Below are 15,885 nucleotides of genomic sequence, written 5' to 3'. Positions count from 1 at the left end.
TCATTTCGATTCCTATCTTTATCATAGAGGGCATAAATCAATTAAAATTCCGGAGCTGATTTTTTTGAAGATAGGCCGCCAGAATGCAGTATTAGGGGGTATCATTCATCCAAATCCACATACTCGATAGTACCATCGTATTTTAACACTAGCAGAATTCTAAAACATATATCTGTATCAGGCTGACAAATCATTACGGTCAAATTAGTCTCCTCAGATGTCAGTTTTTCGAAGGAAGAATTTGTAATCGAATATTTCTCCAGATCAGACTCGTAAACAAATTCCAGAAAGTCTGTTTTTTTTATTACTTTTTTGTCATGAATAATTTTATCCTTTTTAGCCAAAAACAAAATCAATTCAGTATCAAAATAAGTAATCAAGTTTTGGTTTGAAATTCCACCCCGAACAATTGTATGCTTGGTATCTCTCAGAATAGTCTGGATTCGAACTTGGTTAATTAGTGTATCAAAAAATATTGGTGGTGATGAAATCACATCATTTTTTTTAGTGGAATTATAGGTTTTTACGCTCTCCAAATAAAGTTCCTTTAAATCTGTTAACTGATAGCTTGTTTCTTTTTTTAAAGATGAATCCTGTATCAAATCGTTGCCTTCCACATTTTCTTTTCCACCACATGATATTGTCACAAACAGAAAAACAATTCCGATTTCGAGTCTCATACTAATTTATGTGTCAGTTTTTTCGGTTCAACTATAGTACTTTATTTATTATATCATCACCAAATCCAACTGAATATGTAATTGTATAGGCATAGTTCATATCTCATAATTTGGGTTGGAGGATTTTTGCTTGTATTGCGGTAATATTTAAACAAACAAACCCTATTTTCAATTTTTTAAATGGGTAATCTCCGACATTTTCGTCATTTAATACCATTCATGGCTGTAATAGGTTAGCATCCATTGGTCTTTTATTAAAGAAAACCTTAAGGTGATAACCAAGTCCGTTTCTTTAGAACGAATTTTCTCTCTCACAATTGATCCTTCATATTCACGAGTAATAACAAATTCAATGTTTTCTAATGGAGTTTCAATAAATCTCCAGCCGTTTCTTTTCCAAAACAACTGGTTGTTTTCAATCAAAAACACTTCATTTTCTTGATCTTCAACTTTCGCATCACCATATATTACGTCCGAATCTGCACCGGGTAGAGGAAACAATACACGTGAAAGTTGAAAAATGCTATCAGAATAAAATTTATTTCGGAAGCAATCGAAATCTTCAATCAGATCAATATTAGATTTCTCGGAACTTGGTTTACATGATACATGTAAAACAGTAAACAAAAAGAGGATTAGAAAAGTGGTTTTGGTCATTCTTGATGAATTTAAAAAGGAATTAGATAAAAATAATTCTTAAACTAAATCAATGTTGTTCCGCCTCCCAATAGCCGGATCGTACATCCTGGCCCTGTAGTCATAAAATTGAATACCGATGTCCTCAATGAATTCCTTGCTCTAAAGATTTATTGATTAAGGTTTCTTTTGTCATGACTATCATTTTTTTAAATATACTCTTTCTAGTTAAGATTCTATATTTACCTAATCTCTACTTCCTTTCAAGGTAAGGCGGTTTTAAAAATTTACCATAGCTGCATTTTTTCAGACATGTCTTTTAATTCCAGCACAACCCTTACTGGAATTGGCGAGAATATTTGATCCTTGTCTTAAGGAATCATTCAAATTTGTAATTATCTGTGATAGCTTTTATACCTGATACCTCTTTGACGTAAACAAATCCTTTTTCACCTAAATAATTCAAGAATAATTTGTTTATCTGCCATATATTTAGAAAATTATTTCGTTGATAAGTAAAAGGCCAAAATAGTCATTTGAGGCCTTGATTTTAATAATTTGCCCAAAATACCCATGAAACCTACCAATACCCAAGACCCGGAATATTACCACAAAGTGGTGGATTGCCAATATGCCTGTCCTGCCCATACACCCGTCCCGGAATACATCCGGCTGATTGCAGCCGAAAAATATACAGAGGCCTATATGGTCAACTGGGAATCCAATGTTTTTCCCGGAATTCTGGGCCGAACCTGCGACAGGCCCTGTGAACCTGCCTGCAGAAGGGTGCGTGTGGAAGAGGAACCCGTCGCCATCTGTCGCCTCAAAAGGGTGGCTGCGGACAACAAAGGAGATGTACGGCAACACATGCCTCAGGGGCCATTTCCTTCCAACGGAAAAAGGATCGCCCTGATCGGAGGAGGTCCTGCCTCCCTGACCGTGGCCAGAGACCTTGCCCCCTTGGGATATGAGATCCATCTTTTTGATGAGCAAATTGCAGGAGGTGGGATGATGAGAAGCCAAATCCCCTCCTTTAGGCTTCCGGAAAAGGTCTTGAATGAGGAAGTCAACTACATCCTGGATTTGGGCATCCATACCCAGTTTTTGACTTATGTCGATAGCCTCAAGGAAATAATTGCCAAGGATTATGATGCCGTTTTCGTAGGTACAGGTGCACCCAGGGGCAGAGACCTGCCCAATCTTCCCGGAAGGAAGGAAGCGGATGCTTTTGTTCACATCGGGATAGAATGGCTGGCAAGTGTGGCCTTTGAACACACCCAATCCATTTCCAAAAAGGTCATTGTCCTTGGGGGTGGGAACACCGCCATGGATTGTTGCCGGACATCGAGGAGGTTGGGCGGCAAAGAAGTCAAGGTGGTGGTCAGAAGTCCCTTTTCAGACATGAAAGCATCCCCATGGGAAAAGGAGGATGCCATCCATGAGGACATTCAGATTTTTGACAACCATGTGCCACTCAGTTTTGAGGTGAAAAACGGCAAACTTATCGGGATGATGTTCCAGAAAGTAAAGGCCGTCTATGATGCCAAGGGAAAACGGCAATTGCTGCCTACCGGCGAACCGGATGCCTTTATCGAAGCCGATGAAGTGCTGATTGCGATAGGACAGGAAAATACCTTTCCATGGATAGAGCGGAACCTCGGCCTTGACTTTGATCAGTGGGGTATGCCCGTGGTGGACAGGACCACTTTTCAATCTACCCATCCTAAGGTGTTTTTTGGAGGCGATGCGGCTTTTGGACCAGAAAATGTCATTACCGCTGTTGCCCACGGCCATCAGGCAGCCGTTTCCATGCACCTCTATTGTGAAGGCAAAGACCTCAAAAAAAGGCCCAGTCCCTACACCAATCTGATCAGTCAGAAAATGGGCATCCATGAATGGAGCTACGACAGCCCGGTGACCATAGACCAAAGATTTGTGGTGCCTCAGGCCAGAAAATCCATCACGCTGAAGGACCGGAAAAAGGAGGTGGAACTCGGTTTTGATGTGCCCACCGCTTTTAAGGAAGCCCAGCGTTGCCTAAATTGTGACGTACAGACGGTATTTACCGAAAACCGCTGTATAGAGTGCGATGCCTGCATGGATGTCTGTCCTACCTCCTGCATTACCTTCACCACCAATGCAGAAGAACCTGAATTAAGGGAGAAACTTTTGGTCCCGGCTTTGAATACCCAACAGGACCTGTTGGTTTCCGCGGAACTGAAAACAGGCAGGGTGATGGTCAAGGATGAGGATGTGTGCCTCCACTGTGGCCTTTGTGCCGAGAGATGCCCTACCTCGGCCTGGGACATGCAGAAATATTTTTACAGCGTTACCAAAGCCCATAGCTTATGAGTCCTAAGCAAGAAAAACCAGAAGGTCATTCTCTCATCAATGACTTTGTCATCCGGTTTGCCAATGTGAATGGCACAGGTTCGGCGAGTGCCAATTACCTTTTTGCCAAATCCATCTATAGGATGGGTATTCCGGTTACTCCTAAAAATATCTTTCCCTCCAACATTCAGGGATTACCCACTTGGTACGAAGTCCGGGTCAGTGAAAAGGGCTATTTGGGTAGGAGGGAAGGCATAGACCTGATGGTCTGTGTCAATCCCCAAAGCATGGCCCAGGATGTTAAAAATGTTCGGACAGGGGGCTATTTCCTCTACGACAGCACCCGTAAACTGGGTTTGGAGCATTTCCGTGAAGACATTCAATACTTGGGAATCCCCATGATGGAAATGTCTAATGCTGCCTTTTCGGATCCAAGAAAAAGACAGCTGCTCAAGAACATCATCTATGTTGGAGCCCTTTCGGTTTTACTCGGGATAGAACTGGAGGTCCTGGAAGCCCTGCTTGGAGAGCAGTTTGCCGGAAAAGGCGCTTTGATCGATGCCAACAAACAAGCGCTGAACCTGGGTAGGGAATATGTGTTCACCCATTTCAACTACCCGCTGGAATTTAGTCTGGAAAGGAGAAACCTGGTAAAAAACCAAATCCTGGTAGACGGCAATACAGCCTGTGGCCTTGGTGCCGTTTATGGGGGAGCTACAGTAATGGCCTGGTATCCAATCACACCTTCCACTTCTGTGGCAGAAGCTTTTGAGCATTTTGCGGAGCAATACCGAACAGAGTCCCACACCGGACAAAAAAAATATGCCGTGGTTCAGGCAGAGGATGAGTTGGCCGCCATGGGGATGGTCATCGGTGCAAACTGGAACGGAGCGAGGGCCTTCACGGCCACGAGTGGTCCCGGAGTTTCCTTGATGAATGAATTTATCGGCTTGGCCTATTTTGCAGAAGTGCCGGCTGTATTGGTCGATGTGCAGCGGGCAGGGCCCAGTACAGGCATGCCCACCCGTACCCAGCAATCGGATATCCTGCTGGCAGCTTATGCTTCTCATGGAGACACCAAGCATGTCCTGCTGTTCCCCTCCACCCCTAAGGAATGCTTTGAAATGACAGCCCAGGCTTTTGACTTGGCTGATCAGCTGCAGACCCCGGTGATTTTGTTGACAGACTTGGACTTGGGCATGAATGACCACCTGAGCGAGCCCTTTGAATGGACTGATAAGAAAAAATACAATCGGGGAAAAGTGCTTGATGCTGCCGCCTTGGAGGAAATCGGGCGATTTGGCAGGTACCTGGACACGGATGGGGATGGCATTACTTACCGGACTTATCCCGGAACCCATCCCACCAAAGGGGCCTTCTTTACAAGGGGCACCTCCAGGGATGAATATGCGGTTTACACTGAAGATGGTAATGCTTATAAACGCAATATGGACAGGTTGATCCGAAAATGGGATACTGCCAAAAATCTCGTTCCCCAAGCTGCCTTGTATCAAGATCAAAATGAATCTGAGCTGGGGATGTTGTTCTTTGGGACCTCTACCTATTCCGCTGAGGAAGCAAAAGATCTTTTGGAAGAAGAAGAATTGTTGTTGGATGCCATCCGGATAAAGGCTTTTCCCTTTGGAAAAGAGGTGTCGGATTTCATTGCTTCCCATCGGTTGGTTTTTGTGATTGAACAAAATCGGGACGCCCAGTTAAGGACGCTGCTGATCAATGAATTGCAGACCCATTCGGATAAATTGATTTCAGTGCTCAATTATGATGGCATGCCCATTACTGCGGATGCCATCCAAAGGAAAATCAGTGCATATCTGTTAGAAGAAAACAAACAAAAGCATGAGTTACATCAAACCTCTGTTTAGGCACCCTAAACTCCCCAAAAACAAGATCGGGTACACCCTTAAGGAATATGAGGGTTCTCTTTCCACGCTCTGTGCAGGTTGTGGCCATGACAGCATCAGTGCAGCCATTGTGCAGGCCTGTTTTGAGATGTCGGTAGAGCCCCACCATGTAGCCAAGATTTCCGGTATCGGCTGCTCTTCCAAAACACCCACATATTTTCTAGGCAATTCCCATGGCTTTAATTCCGTCCACGGAAGGATGCCTTCCATAGCCACAGGGGCCAGCATGGCGAACAAGGACATGGTTTATTTCGGGGTTTCAGGTGATGGGGATACGGCATCCATCGGGATGGGGCAGTTTGTCCATGTGATCCGGAGAAATCTGAATATGGTCTACATTGTGATGAACAATGGCTGTTATGGCCTGACCAAAGGGCAGGATTCAGCAACCGCTGACCAAGGGTCAAAAAGCAAAGCAGGAAGCATCAATCCTTTTCAGGCCATAGATTTGGCCAGTTTGGCGATAGAATTGGGAGCTTCCTTTGTAGCACAGAGCTTTAGTGGGGACAAGCAGCAGTTGGTGCCCCTGATCAAGGCAGCGATGCACCACAAAGGCTTTGCTTTTTTAAATGTGATTTCCCCCTGCGTCACCTTCAACAACAACCCAGGTTCTACCAAGTCCTATGATTATGTTCGTCAGCACATGCAAACCGTCTCGACCTTAGATTTTGTGCCTGAAAGCAAGCAAATCACGGCCAGCTATGATCCAGGCAAATCCACCCGGGTGGCCTTGCATGATGGGTCACTGATTCAGTTGAACAAACTGGCCACGGATTGGAACCCTGAAAACAGGATTTCGGTAGTCAACGCACTCCAGGAAGCAAGGATTAGAAATGAAATCCTGACCGGACTGCTTTACGTCAATACCGAATGGAAAGACCTGCATGGGACCCTGAATACAGCAGATAAGCCCTTAAATACCTATTCCGAGAAAGAACTTTGTCCCGGTGCTAAGAAGTTGGAGGAGATCAATAGGGCCTATCGATAGGATTTTATAAGAAGGGGAGTAGGAAAAGTTTGAAGCTTGAAGCTGAAAGCTGAAAGTAAGGTTAAACAGAGAACCGTCAAACGGGGAAAAGCTGAAAGTAGAGAAACAGATAAACAGGGTATCAGTTTATCAGTTAAACAAAGAAACCAACTGTTAAAAATTCACATATGGTTCAAGACTTAGTCTTGGACCTACAAAATTGCAGTCTTCAGACTGCTGTAAATAATTTAAAAAAGAGCTACCACTCAACATTTTTTTTTTAGAGGTCATCCAAAATCCGCCTGTTGTTTATCAAATTAAAACCTATATTTTAGTTCGAATTATTGATGATGACCCATTCATATATTTATCGGCCACAGCGGACAGGTCTCTCCATAGATTCCAAATACAGGATCTGAGGCATTCTCCCGAGAAAGTCGAGACAAGTTTTGATGACTTTTATAACTATCATACACCCCTTGAAACCAATCGCACATGGGTTAGGTGGTGTTGACAGTGCCAGGCATATAAGGCAACATTGTGTTCCAGGGTAATGGACTTTTGTTTTTCGGGATGGAAAAAGGTTCTTTTCAGCTCCTCTTTGTTAAGGGATTTCAATAGGGCTACCCACCTTTCATGCAGTCCTTCCAAAAGCTTCAGGCTGGACTCCACAGAGGAATGCTGACCGTCAGTCAATTCCGCCCATTGGCCCTCCGAGTATTCTTTTATGGTAGGGTTGTCCTCGGTCAAGGCAAGTTTGAACCTGATAAAACTGTTCATATGACTGTCCGCACAATGATGGATGACCTGCTTTACAGTCCAACCGCCAGGCCGATAAGGTGTATGGAGATTTTCCCCGGCCATGTGTTGAACTTCCTTTCTCAGCAGGGAAGGAAATGATGCGATCACCTGAATGTATTCTTCAATCAACCCGGCAGTGAGGTCCTGAGGCGGTGAAAAGCGGCCGATGGGATATTGGAGATTTATAGTCATAAATGAATTATATTGTTTACCTGTATTTTTTTCAAATCCTGTATTTTCTGAGAATCAACGCTGATTATATTCCCAACTATTTTTTCTTTTTCCTGATTAAACTTCCCATATCACTTGAATCACTTGTATTTTACTTCGGACATCTGACATCTGACATCCGACATCCAACTAATTAAATAGAAAACTTCCTCAACTTACATACAGACGTAAATCCATACTTCATAATATTCCATTCAATAAGGATCCACATCCACCACAAACCTGACCGAACGAAAGTCCTTTTCAGCCAAAAGTGTCGCGATCTTTTGACTCAATTCCTGTTTGAATAGGGTCTGATGGTTGCCGGAACGATCTACCTTAGCCATGGTTTCAAAAATGTAGTGATTTTTGATTTTTCCGATAAGGCCTTTTTCAGGCCCCAATATGATTTTCTTGACCGGTATCTCCTGTAGCATCTGGGTCAGGTGCCTAGACGCCCTTTCAGCAATAGCCTGGTTTTTATGCCTGCAGGAGATGCGGATCAGTTTGACAAACGGGGGATAGAAAAACCGCTGCCTCTCAGCCATCTCCATCAGGTAAAATGGCAGAAAATCACCCTGAATGACCCGGTCAAACACGTAATGGTCCGGCTTACGGGTTTGGATGATGACTTCTCCGACCTGCCCCCTTCTTCCCGCCCTTCCGGCGACCTGGGTGATCTGCTGAAAGGCCCTTTCTCCCGACCTGAAATCCGGATAGTATAGAATGCGGTCCGCATCCACGATGCCCACCACGGTCACCTTATCAAAATCCAGCCCCTTGGTGATCATCTGTGTTCCCACCAATATGTCCACATTGCCGGCACCAAAATCTTCGAGGATGCGCTGGTAACCAAACTTGCTTCGGGTGGTGTCCATGTCCATGCGTGCTATTCTGGCTTCGGGGAATAGAAGAGTCAGGGATTCTTCGATTCGCTCGGTGCCCTGTCCCACGGTCACAATTTTTGAACTGCCGCAGGCAGGACAGCTCGTAGGCAGTTTTTCTTTGAATCCACAATAGTGGCACCGCAATTCTTCGGCAAACTGGTGATAGGTCAAACTGACATCACATTGCTCACACTCCGGAATCCATCCGCAGTCTTCACAGCTGAGGAACGGGGCATATCCCCTGCGGTTTTGAAAGATCAGCACCTGCTCCTGGTGGTCGAGTGCTGTCTGGATTTTTTCCCGCATCAAGCGGGTCATTCCCAGTTTCAGCAGGTTTTTCTTTTGGTCCACCAGCATGTCTGCCAATCTGAATTGAGGAAGCTGTGCATCTCCAAAGCGCTGCTCCAATTGGACATATCCGTATTTCTTTGTTCTGGCATTGAAATAGCTTTCAAAGGATGGCGTGGCGCTTCCCAGCAGGATTTTGGACTGGTGTAGCCAGGCCAGCATGATGGCGGAGTCCTTGGCCTGAAAGCGGGGTGCAGGATCATATTGCTTGTAAGAGGTCTCATGTTCCTCATCCACGATGATAAGTCCCAGGCTGTCAAAGGGTAAAAACAGGGAGGACCTGACCCCGATTACAAAGGAATACTTGCCTGACAAGACGCCTCTCCAGACTTCCACCCGTTCGTTGTCGGAAAACTTGGAATGGTAGATGCCCATTTTGCTGCCAAAGACCAATTGCAACCGGGAAACGATCTGGGTGGTAAGGGCAATTTCGGGCAGGAGCAACAAGACCTGCGTGCCACTAGCCAAGGCCTCCTGGATCAAAGCGATGTAAATTTCCGTTTTTCCGCTTCCGGTGATGCCATGCAATAACAGGGTATTTTTGTCCTGGAATTGCTGTTTGATGGAAGTAAGGGCACTTTCCTGAAAGTCCGCCAGCTTGGGGGGCTCTTCCAGTGCAGCCATCTCCCCAAAGCGGCTGATGACTTTTTTGAACGTCTCAAAAACACCTTTTTTGACCAAAGTATGGAGGGAACTTACCGATGTGCCCATGTCAGCAAGCTGTTTTTTTTCCAGCCCCAGCTCATTAAGCGCTGCCTGTTGGTATACCGGGACTTGTTGGAGATAGGCGAGGAGTACTTGCTCTTGTTTGGGCTTGGAGGCCAGTTCGTCAAATAACTGTTCCAAGGCTTTTTTGTCTCGGTCATAAGGGGGGCAAAGCCGTACCCTGCTTTCGATTTTCGGGCTGTACTTTTCCTTTACCTGTTCATAGACCAAAACAGCTTCTTTGATGACCAGGCTTTTGATGATGGGGTGGGGTGACTTTAGACCCAGCAGCAACCCACAATCCTCAAAACTCAATTCTTCCTTATGCGCCAAAGCATCCAACAGGATGATCTCCCGGTCATCCAGTTCCAGTGGAGTGTCTTCGGGGTCAAAATAGGGGTGGAGCTGAATTTTGCTTTCACTGCTCAGTTTCAATCCGGAGGGCAGGGCCGCATTCATGACTTCGCCGATCTGGCAGCAGTAATATTCCGACATCCACGACCAAAACCGGATCTGCAAGGGATTGACAATGGCCTGTTCATCCAGGATTTCCAGGATTGGTTTGGCCTCGTAGGCTGCAGGGGGTTTTTGGTGGACCTTTCCGATGATGCCCGTCAGGATTTTCTTTTTGCCAAACTGTACAATCACCCGGAAGCCAATGCCAATCTGTTCTTCCATTTGCCTTGGGATGCGGTAGGTAAACATCTTGGGGATGGGTACCGGAAGGATGACATCAGCAAAAAGGGAAACCTTTTCGGTAGCAGGCGGATAAGTATCTCCAAATAAGCTTTCCAAGGATCAGGACAGTTTTGGGAATTGGGAAAAAGCAGCATCAACCTCAGAGACCGGTCGCATACAGGTCCGGTTGAAGCAGACGTAAATTAACGCATTTCCATCGGAATCCGCAGTTTTACCCTGTAAAAGTGGGAGTTGGGAATCGCTTGATTCGGAGGCAGCAACCAGGGAATTGGGCGTGTATTTCATGGTCATGCTTTTGGCCTTTTCCAAAGCCCCTTTTCCCACGATGCCAACTTCGGCCGCGGGCAGCAGATGCTCCAGATAAGCATTTGCCCAATGGGTCAGAAAACCAGGCTCCTTGACCAATAAGGGTTGCAGGGAAGCCACCATGGATCGGGCTTTTTCCATGTAGCTGTCCTCATAAAAATAAATTCCCAATTGATGCAGGTTTCTGGCCATCATGGAATTGGAGGCGGGAATGACATTGTCAAAGATCTCTTTTTTGTTGGCGATCAGTTTTTCGGCCTTCGGGTTGTTGTAATAAAACAGGCCATCTTGGTCATCCCAAAAGTCCTCAATGGCCTTTTCCATCAGTTTTTTTGCCTCCAAAAGCCATTTTTCCTCAAGACTAACCTGATAATAGGAAATCCAGCCCTGTATGACTGCCGCATAATCTTCCAAAAATGCAGGCGTGTAAGTTTGCCCTTCCTTATAAGACCTGTATAGAATGCCCTGTAGCAGCATTTTTTCCTTCAGGAAAGTGGCATTGTTTCTGGCCATATTCAGCGCCAAGGGGTTTTGAGTGGCCAAATATGCCTGACTCAGACCCGACAGCATCAATCCATTCCAACCACTGATGACTTTGTCATCCAATCCGGGGAAGATCCGCTTGTTCCTGATGTCCAGCAATTTGGATTTGACGGTTTTTAGCTGATTCTTTAACTGTGTCTCATTTAGCCCATGATTTTTGGCCACCACATTCAGGTCCTGGGTCTGGAACAAAATATTGACCCCGTCTTCCCAGTTGCCTGTTTCTTTGATGTTATACAGTTCAAAAAACCAATCCTGATCATTGCCAAGGATGGATTTCAGTTCGGCATGGATCCAGGTGTAAAACTTTCCTTCCACCCCTTCACTGTCGGCATCCTGGGCAGCATAAAAGCCCCCTTCTTCCTGAAGCATTTCCGCTTCCAGCCATTGCAGGGTTTCGGTCAGCTTTTCTTCATAGAAAGGGTCATTGCTGACCTGATATGCTTTGGCATACAGGGCCATCAATTGGCCATTGTCATACAGCATTTTTTCAAAATGCGGGGCAAACCATTCTCCATCCACGGAATACCGGGAAAAACCACCCCTGAGTTGGTCATAAATGCCGCCCATTCCGATCTTTTTCAGGGTGAAAAACACCTTTTCAAGCAAGCCTTGATCGTCCTTCGCCAAAGCATAATCCATCACCAAATGCCAGATGGAGGGCATGGGGAATTTGGGCACCCGATTCATTCCTCCCCATTCCGGATCAAATTTATTTTCCAATTGGGTGATGATTTTTGACATTTCATCTTTTGAAACATCTAATTCACCATCAGATAGCCCGTATTTCTCTTTTTCATTGATGCTGAGGCTCCTTCCAAAACCTTCCGCACTTTCTGCCAATTGATCATGGTGCTTGGCAAAGGCTTCTTTGATATTCTTCAACAGGCCTTTCCAGTTTTTATTGGGAAAGTAGGTACCGCCGTAAAAGGGCTTTTGATTGGGCATCAGAAACACATTCAGCGGCCATCCTCCCTGCAAGCCCATGGCCTGAACGGCATCCATGTAGATGTTGTCCAGATCGGGCCTTTCTTCCCGGTCAATCTTGATGCATACAAATCCCTCATTCATCAATGCTGCGGTTTCCTCATCCTCAAAGCTTTCTCTTTCCATCACATGACACCAATGACAGGCTGAATACCCGATGCTGACCAATATCGGTTTGTTATCACTTTGGGACCTTTCCAAGGCCTCGGGCCCCCATGGAAACCATTGGACAGGATTGTAAGCATGCTGGAGCAGGTAAGGGCTTTTGCTGTGGATCAGGGCATTGGGAGAATGGGACATTGGATTTTGATTTGGGATTAAAAATGGTTACTGATTTGGGCTTTGACCATGAGTATCTCTTTTGAAAAATCAATTTCCACGGGCATTTGTTCCATTTTGTCGAGAAGCTTTTGAAGAAAACTCAGGTGAGCCTTCCCTTTTGGGTGAAATGGGCGGTGTGCCAAATCCAGGTTGATGGACTTTACCTTGCCAAGGGTTTGCATCGCTTCCTCTGATAAATGGGAGGATAGGAATTTTTGAAAAATATAATCTTCAGCCCAATCACTCGGATGGATCAGGTCATCTTTGTAAAACCGGTAATCCCTCAACTCATCCATCATGATTTCATAGCTCGGAAAATAGTGCACTTCAGGGTGCTGTTGCGTGATTTCATGACAGAGAACCCTTAGAAGACACTTGCTGAGTTGGTTTTCCGGTATCCCATCTTTGGTATGTCTCACAGGACTTACGGTAAGGGAGACGTGTATGTTGGGATTGACTGCTTTTAGCGCAAGATAGAATGATCGGAATTGGGACTTCATTTCTGAAAGGACAAGCAACCTTTTCTTAAACAGGTACCCCGGTCGTTTGTGGCAATTTGCCACCAAATGCCCCCTGTCCTTTAAGGCATACACATAGGCAGTTCCGAAGGTCAGGAACAAATGGCTCGCCTGCTTGAGATAAACAGCCACTTGCTCTTGAAGGTTGACAATCTTCTCTTTTAAGGCTTCTTGACTTTCGGCCTTGATTTCAGCATGCATGCCATAGCTTACCCATAATTCCTGTTGGGCTACAAAAAGGTTTTCATCAACCACCCGTTCATGCAGTGCATCATGCAGCAAGTCAATCAGGGAAATGGGATTGAAGATGGTGCCGTAAGGATTGGAAAGCGTGTTGAATTTGCTTTTGGACAACTTATTCCCAATCATATCCGAAAAACATGATCCAAATAGTGCTATCCGACTTTCATACTTGATTTTCTGATGAATTTCCGGAATCTCAAAATGGGTGAATAGATGCATTTGGACTTTTTCTTTTAACTCCTAAAGTTACCAAAAATTTCAAGCCTGAATCAAATACATGATGCCGATGAAATGGAGTACAGTACCTGTCAAAACAAAAATATGCCATAAGGTATGTGCATAAGGCATATTTGTCCGCACATAGAAAACCGTACCCAGGGTATAGGCAAGGCCTCCCGCAGCGATCATGCTCAAAACCTCTGCACTGAGATTCTCCAATAGGGGTTTGATCAGGAAAATGGCCATCCATCCCATACTCAAATAGAGGATCAGGGAAAATTTTGGAAACTTATCTGTGTAGAAAATTTTAAAAACAGTGCCCATCAAAGTCAGGCCCCAGATGATGCCAAAAAAGATCCATCCCCAAAGCCCACCCACTGCAAGCAATAAAAAGGGGGTATAGGTGCCGGCAATGAGCATGTATATGCTGATGTGGTCAAAGATCCGCAGCAAAGGTTTTATCCTTTCATTCTGTATGGCGTGGTACAGGGTGGAAAAGGTGTACAGCAATAAAATAGACCCCCCAAACAAAGCACAGCTGACGATGTGGATGGCAGTCCCGTTGAGGACGGAAAAGGTAACCAACAATGAAATGGCCACTATGCTGAAAAGGATTCCAAATCCATGGGTAATACTGTTTGCAAATTCTTCATAAAGGGTTTGCTTTCTTTCTGGAATGGCCATAAGCAAAGATAGCTGAAAACCTAAAATTTGAAACGCCTTCACGTTTTAACCACCTTTTCTTAAAAAAAGGCATGGATTCATCATCAAAATTAAATTTTGAAATTTAGATCAAAATATACTTTTAAAATCAATAAATTTTGGCAAAACGACAATTATCATTCGGTTTTTTCAAATAATCAGATGTTAAATTTTTAAGAAAAGGAGTTGTTTTTTATTATTTTGTTAACTGATTGTGAATAAGTTGCAAATTAATTTAATATTTACCAGTTTTGTAGCGAAATAGTTAAAATTGAACCAGTTACAAATTAAACAAGACTGAAATGAAAGTAAAAAACCTGGAAAAAACAGTAGAGACCACTTTGGAGAAGTTGGAAAAATTGAAAATTGAGTCTTCTCTGGCTGCAGAATTGGCTTGGTGCTTTAGAAGCTACGAGTATGATGGTAATCCTGTTGGATTGATCGAGAAATCTCAAAAGGCTCTTGAGGTTTTGAAAGAAGCAAGGGAAAAAAACAGCAAGGCTGTATCCAAAAAATTGATTGAAGACCTTGAAAAAGTTGCCTTGAATTAATCAGGGTTTAACTCATTTTATTAGAGCCAAACATTTTTGTTTGGCTTTTTTTTGGGCAAAAAAAAACCGGATTAAAATCCGGCTTTAATATTTTGGGGTACTGTTTATTCAGCGACCACAACAAATTTTGCTTTGGTTTTGACTTCTCTGTGAAGATCAATGTCCGCTTCAAAATCGCCAGCGCCTTCTACGGGCACATTGATGGCAATTTTCTTACGATCCACCTCGATGCCTTTCTCAGAAAGGGCATCTGAAATCTGAAGGGTAGTGACTTTTCCGAAGATTTTACCCGTTTCACCGATTTTGGCTTTGATTTCCAAGGTCAAAGCCTCAATGCTGGCAGCGATGTTTTCTGCTTCGGTTTTGATTTTCTCTGCTTTGTGGGCAGCTTGTTTGATATTTTCCTGAAGGATCCTTCTGTTGGAAGAAGTGGCCAAAACTGCGAATCCCTGAGGGATCAGATAGTTTCTTCCATAACCTGGTTTTACGTCAACCATGTCATTTTTATAGCCAAGTCCTTTTATGTCGGTTTTTAAAATAACTTCCATTTTCTTATTCGATTTTGATGTGAATGATCAGATGGATTATTTCAATCCGTCGGTTACAAAAGGTAATAAGGCCAAGTGTCTTGCTTTTTTGATGGCATTGGCCACTTTTCTTTGATACTTGGCAGAGTTTCCAGTCAATCTCCTAGGAAGAATCTTGCCTTGCTCATTGACAAATTTCAATAAGAAATTGGGATCTTTGTAATCGATGTATTTGATGCCGTGCTTTTTGAATCGGCAATACTTCTTCTTGATTTGCTCTCTGTTGATGGGTTCGTTTCTCAGTGTCATTTCGCAGCCTCCTCTTTTACTTCTGATTTTTTGTTAAATTCTCCTTTTCTTCTTCTATCAGCATAGATCAAAGCATGCTTATCAAGTACCGTAGTCAGGAATCGCATCACTTTCTCGTCTCTTCTCAGTTCCAACTCAAACTTTTTGATAAGTGTTGGTTCTGATTTGAATTCTACCATGACGTAGAAACCGGTCGTTTTTTTCAGAATAGGGTAGGCCAATTTCTTGAGTCCCCAATTTTCCACATTGATGATTTCTGCTCCCTCATCTTTTAATAAGTTTACAAACTTATCTACGGTATCCTTCATCTGAACATCAGACAAAACGGGAGTTAAAATGAATACCGCCTCGTAATTTTTTTGGAACATTTTTTTGTGTTTTAATTTACTTTATGATAAAGAGACCGCAAAAATAGGTGTTATTTATGTTTTATCCAAATATCAAATGGAATCAAAGTACACTTCTGAAAGATG

General features: G+C 43.9%; 14 protein-coding genes. 4 read left to right on the top strand and 10 right to left on the bottom strand.

Annotated elements, in window-relative coordinates; genetic code table 11:
- Positions 1–101: 101 nt before the first annotated feature.
- A complete protein-coding gene (locus tag H1A14_RS18655) occupies positions 102–680 on the bottom strand; it encodes a DUF4738 domain-containing protein (protein WP_194777806.1) in 579 nt (192 codons plus the stop codon).
- Between the two features lie 207 nt (positions 681–887).
- Positions 888–1,337: a hypothetical protein gene (locus H1A14_RS18650; RefSeq protein ID WP_194777805.1), complete on the bottom strand. Its 450-nt coding sequence runs from the start codon at positions 1,335–1,337 to the stop codon at positions 888–890.
- 552 nt (positions 1,338–1,889) lie between these two features.
- Between H1A14_RS18650 and H1A14_RS18645 the strand changes: the two genes are divergently transcribed.
- The 3 genes from H1A14_RS18645 to H1A14_RS18635 are packed head-to-tail and all read left to right on the top strand — an operon-like array spanning position 1,890 to position 6,557.
- Positions 1,890–3,668: an FAD-dependent oxidoreductase gene (locus H1A14_RS18645; protein ID WP_194777804.1), complete on the top strand. Its 1,779-nt coding sequence runs from the start codon at positions 1,890–1,892 to the stop codon at positions 3,666–3,668.
- The gene (locus tag H1A14_RS18640; RefSeq protein ID WP_194777803.1) at positions 3,665–5,530 is read left to right on the top strand and encodes a 2-oxoacid:acceptor oxidoreductase subunit alpha; all 1,866 of its coding nucleotides are present in this window, start codon (positions 3,665–3,667) and stop codon (positions 5,528–5,530) included. The genes H1A14_RS18645 and H1A14_RS18640 overlap by 4 nt, the downstream gene beginning before the upstream one ends.
- A complete protein-coding gene (locus H1A14_RS18635; protein WP_194777802.1) occupies positions 5,505–6,557 on the top strand; it encodes a 2-oxoacid:ferredoxin oxidoreductase subunit beta in 1,053 nt (350 codons plus the stop codon). The genes H1A14_RS18640 and H1A14_RS18635 overlap by 26 nt, the downstream gene beginning before the upstream one ends.
- A gap of 447 nt (positions 6,558–7,004) precedes the next feature.
- Here H1A14_RS18635 and H1A14_RS18630 read toward each other — a convergent pair whose 3' ends face one another.
- From H1A14_RS18630 to trhA, 5 genes are all read right to left on the bottom strand, one after another.
- Positions 7,005–7,529, bottom strand: a complete 525-nt coding sequence (locus H1A14_RS18630) for a YfiT family bacillithiol transferase (RefSeq protein WP_194777801.1) — start codon at positions 7,527–7,529, stop codon at positions 7,005–7,007.
- A 233-nt stretch (positions 7,530–7,762) separates the two neighbouring features.
- Positions 7,763–10,282, bottom strand: a complete 2,520-nt coding sequence (gene priA, locus H1A14_RS18625) for a replication restart helicase PriA (protein WP_194777800.1) — start codon at positions 10,280–10,282, stop codon at positions 7,763–7,765.
- Positions 10,283–10,285: 3 nt separating this feature from the next.
- Complete coding sequence (locus H1A14_RS18620) at positions 10,286–12,322, bottom strand: thioredoxin domain-containing protein (protein ID WP_194777799.1); 2,037 nt, start codon at positions 12,320–12,322, stop codon at positions 10,286–10,288.
- Positions 12,323–12,339: 17 nt separating this feature from the next.
- Entirely contained in the window at positions 12,340–13,323 is a 984-nt protein-coding gene (locus tag H1A14_RS18615; protein ID WP_194777798.1) for a GSCFA domain-containing protein, read from the bottom strand.
- A gap of 39 nt (positions 13,324–13,362) precedes the next feature.
- Positions 13,363–14,049 carry a PAQR family membrane homeostasis protein TrhA gene (gene trhA / locus H1A14_RS18610; protein ID WP_317174908.1) on the bottom strand — a complete coding sequence of 229 codons (687 nt, stop codon included), beginning with the start codon at positions 14,047–14,049 and terminating at the stop codon, positions 13,363–13,365.
- Between the two features lie 278 nt (positions 14,050–14,327).
- Between trhA and H1A14_RS18605 the strand changes: the two genes are divergently transcribed.
- Entirely contained in the window at positions 14,328–14,576 is a 249-nt protein-coding gene (locus H1A14_RS18605; RefSeq protein ID WP_194777797.1) for a hypothetical protein, read from the top strand.
- Between the two features lie 104 nt (positions 14,577–14,680).
- Here the strand turns inward: H1A14_RS18605 and rplI are convergent, their stop codons facing one another.
- From rplI to rpsF, 3 genes are read right to left on the bottom strand one after another with little or no spacing between them, the layout of a single operon-like run.
- Positions 14,681–15,124, bottom strand: a complete 444-nt coding sequence (gene rplI, locus H1A14_RS18600; RefSeq protein ID WP_194777796.1) for a 50S ribosomal protein L9 — start codon at positions 15,122–15,124, stop codon at positions 14,681–14,683.
- Positions 15,125–15,160: 36 nt separating this feature from the next.
- Positions 15,161–15,412: a 30S ribosomal protein S18 gene (rpsR, locus tag H1A14_RS18595; RefSeq protein WP_194777795.1), complete on the bottom strand. Its 252-nt coding sequence runs from the start codon at positions 15,410–15,412 to the stop codon at positions 15,161–15,163.
- On the bottom strand, positions 15,409–15,780 hold the full coding sequence (rpsF, locus tag H1A14_RS18590; RefSeq protein WP_194777794.1) for a 30S ribosomal protein S6: 372 nt from the start codon (positions 15,778–15,780) through the stop codon (positions 15,409–15,411). Before rpsF ends, rpsR begins: the two co-directional genes overlap by 4 nt.
- Positions 15,781–15,885: the final 105 nt, after the last annotated feature.

This window comes from Pararhodonellum marinum, assembly GCF_015354735.1.
GTDB classification, from domain to species: Bacteria; Bacteroidota; Bacteroidia; order Cytophagales; family Cyclobacteriaceae; genus Pararhodonellum; species Pararhodonellum marinum.
This window is presented reverse-complemented; position numbering and strand designations above follow the sequence as displayed.

Bases quoted from the DNA above. Each gene is read 5' to 3' on its own strand.
- H1A14_RS18650 (WP_194777805.1), bottom strand. From the start codon at position 1,337: ATGACCAAAACCACTTTTCTAATCCTCTTTTTGTTTACTGTTTTACAT.
- H1A14_RS18635 (WP_194777802.1), top strand. From the start codon at position 5,505: ATGAGTTACATCAAACCTCTGTTTAGGCACCCTAAACTCCCCAAAAAC.
- H1A14_RS18620 (WP_194777799.1), bottom strand. From the start codon at position 12,322: ATGTCCCATTCTCCCAATGCCCTGATCCACAGCAAAAGCCCTTACCTG.
- rplI (WP_194777796.1), bottom strand. From the start codon at position 15,124: ATGGAAGTTATTTTAAAAACCGACATAAAAGGACTTGGCTATAAAAAT.
- H1A14_RS18605 (WP_194777797.1), top strand. From the start codon at position 14,328: ATGAAAGTAAAAAACCTGGAAAAAACAGTAGAGACCACTTTGGAGAAG.
- H1A14_RS18640 (WP_194777803.1), top strand. From the start codon at position 3,665: ATGAGTCCTAAGCAAGAAAAACCAGAAGGTCATTCTCTCATCAATGAC.
- H1A14_RS18645 (WP_194777804.1), top strand. From the start codon at position 1,890: ATGAAACCTACCAATACCCAAGACCCGGAATATTACCACAAAGTGGTG.
- H1A14_RS18630 (WP_194777801.1), bottom strand. From the start codon at position 7,529: ATGACTATAAATCTCCAATATCCCATCGGCCGCTTTTCACCGCCTCAG.
- H1A14_RS18655 (WP_194777806.1), bottom strand. From the start codon at position 680: ATGAGACTCGAAATCGGAATTGTTTTTCTGTTTGTGACAATATCATGT.
- H1A14_RS18615 (WP_194777798.1), bottom strand. From the start codon at position 13,323: ATGCATCTATTCACCCATTTTGAGATTCCGGAAATTCATCAGAAAATC.
- rpsF (WP_194777794.1), bottom strand. From the start codon at position 15,780: ATGTTCCAAAAAAATTACGAGGCGGTATTCATTTTAACTCCCGTTTTG.
- rpsR (WP_194777795.1), bottom strand. From the start codon at position 15,412: ATGACACTGAGAAACGAACCCATCAACAGAGAGCAAATCAAGAAGAAG.